The sequence below is a fragment of the Bacillus sp. 7884-1 genome, from assembly GCF_002272245.1.
Classification (GTDB): Bacteria; Bacillota; Bacilli; order Bacillales; family Cytobacillaceae; genus Neobacillus.
Genome location: NZ_NPDD01000115.1, coordinates 1 through 2,303, shown reverse-complemented (window position 1 = coordinate 2,303; position 2,303 = coordinate 1). Strand labels below are relative to the sequence as shown.

2 protein-coding genes are annotated in these 2,303 nt (G+C 34.6%); both read left to right on the top strand.

Features of this window, described 5'->3' with window-relative positions:
- Positions 1-667: 667 nt before the first annotated feature.
- Complete coding sequence (locus CHI06_RS14240; protein WP_095249223.1) at positions 668-1,204, top strand: hypothetical protein; 537 nt, start codon at positions 668-670, stop codon at positions 1,202-1,204.
- Positions 1,205-1,272: 68 nt separating this feature from the next.
- Positions 1,273-2,303: hypothetical protein (locus tag CHI06_RS14235; RefSeq protein ID WP_218833100.1), on the top strand; the 1,031-nt coding region annotated here is incomplete at its 3' end.

Genomic DNA, 2,303 nt, shown 5'->3' with positions numbered 1-2,303 from the left:
CCACTAAAAATATTGATTTCGGCAAAATTATAAATATTTTTCCTGATAATAACTTGAATTTCTACTTTAATATTGTTAATTGACAATTTTTTTAATCGAAATTTTTAACATATAGGACTATCGAACTATGTTTGATTCCCCCAATTTACTGTTATTTATGATGAATGTACTATTCTAGTTGTATGTATTTACTAAAAATAGATTACCAATTGAAGGCATAAAGTCATGACTACTGCAGCTGTAACATCCTTACTTCTTTCAACATTCACGGTTTTTGCGATATAATTTGTTCCTTTCATTGCAATTCTACCAAATTGGTAAGAAAGATTACTCATTTGAAGAAAGGAACAGTTTTATATATAAATTTTTTAAATACGTCGCTTCAAAATTTTTCTTGCAGAAATTTTGACGCTGCTGTATTTGAGGGGTTTTTTGACACAAAGCATGAGCATTTTCAAATGGAATTTAACTAAGTCTAGTATTCTAAATTTTGATTTAGCCAGTGCGCGTGTCGAAAAATCAACATTTTTCCAGAACTATTATCTCACAAAGTATGGAGGAGGTTAGAAGCGAAAAAAGTAAGGAATTGTTTTTAATGTATGGTTAAATTTGATTTTAAAGTCAATTTCAATCAAAAAAATGAATTATTTACGAGGGGAGAAAAAATATGAGTAATGTAAAAAAATCACATGTATTCAAAGTGATGCTTGCAACATTATTATGTACGGTAGTCATATTTGGTACTCTAGCAAACGCAAAAAACGGATTAGCAGCTGTTTCAAAAAATAAATATAGCTATGCTGATGTTATCCAAAAATTTTCTAATGATGGTAAGCAAGGTCAAGTGAAGCAATATATCAAGTTTTTGCAAGATGATACGTATAAACCAAGCATTGCAAATCCAACCGTTTACATGCCTGTATTTGCTAACGCAAATACATTTGTAAATAAGGATTTCACTGTGAAGCCTTCTATTTTCCCTTCACTACGTGGAGTGAAAACTTCTGTACTTGATGCATCACGTACTTATTTGTGGATTGGAACAAATGATGGTGTAATCAAAACAGATCTTAAATCGAAAAAAGTAGTAAGTTACACAGCGGCAAATGGTAGTCTACTTGATGATAACGTTCTTCTTCTAATTGATAATGGCCATGCAGGTGTGTACGCAATTACTGAAACAGGGGTAACGGAACTAAAATAGTTAAACTATGAGATCTGATAAAAAAATAGAATTCTTGAAAATATTCTCAATAAGAAGGAGAAAAAATTATGTTGAAAATGTCTAAGAAGATTTTAGCAGTTTCCAGCATAGCGGCGATGCTATTAACATCACCAGTTTCTACAGGTATAGTACAAGCCGAAGCGCCTGCTGGTGCAAAGTATAAGCCCTTACAACTTAGTGAAGTACGTACTAAAGAAATCTCCTACTACAAATTAGGTGATACTGCTATTCCAGCAAGCCTAAACTGGGTTACAGATAAAACAGCCCTTGACTTCATTCCAACTACAATTGTTGGTGATGTGAATTCCGTTGTCAAAGATGAAGACAATGTCTATTGGATAGGAACTCAAAATGGTTTACAACGTGTTGATTTCACTGAGAAAGATGCACGCGATATTGTACAGTACATGACTGGGCCAAGATACCTCTATGGTGGAGATGACAATGTTCTCTCACTTGCTGCTGACGGAGCAGGTGGCATTTGGGTAAAAAATGCACTTGGGATAACTCATATTGCAATGCCTAAGAGAACAATGAAACAAAAAGCTGATTTTTATGAAAAACTGAATCAAACTGTTAATGATCGTCGTGGAATGGTTGCATCTGCTCCTTTTACATTTACTGATCCAGGAAAATCTTATGTAGATTACAACTCACCTTCTGGAACTTTTGTTGGTAGACCAACAACAAGTGATAACGATGGACTATGGACTGCAATGTATGCACTTGGAGAAATTTATCGCTATAACACATTAAAAACTGAGTATGGTAAAAAACCAACAGATGCTCAAAAAGAAGAAATCGTTGCAGCTCGTGAAGCAGCAACAAGAGCTACTAAAGCTGTACTTCTATTAAGTTATGTTTCTGGTCGTGACAATGGATTCCCTGCTAGATCTTATAATTTAACTAGTGAAGCAGCAGCGGCTACAACTGGCGGTACTGATTATGGGTACCAAGCTCAAAGTGGGTTCTGGTTCCATAGTACCGTTGACGGATCGACCAATCCAAATGGTATTATCCCAAGCATGCAAAGAACAGATAAACAGCCAATTGGTTATTCAATCGTACGTGTTACAAA

Excerpts from the sequence above, each read along its gene's own strand:
- CHI06_RS14240 (WP_095249223.1), top strand. The coding sequence starts at position 668 with ATGAGTAATGTAAAAAAATCACATGTATTCAAAGTGATGCTTGCAACA.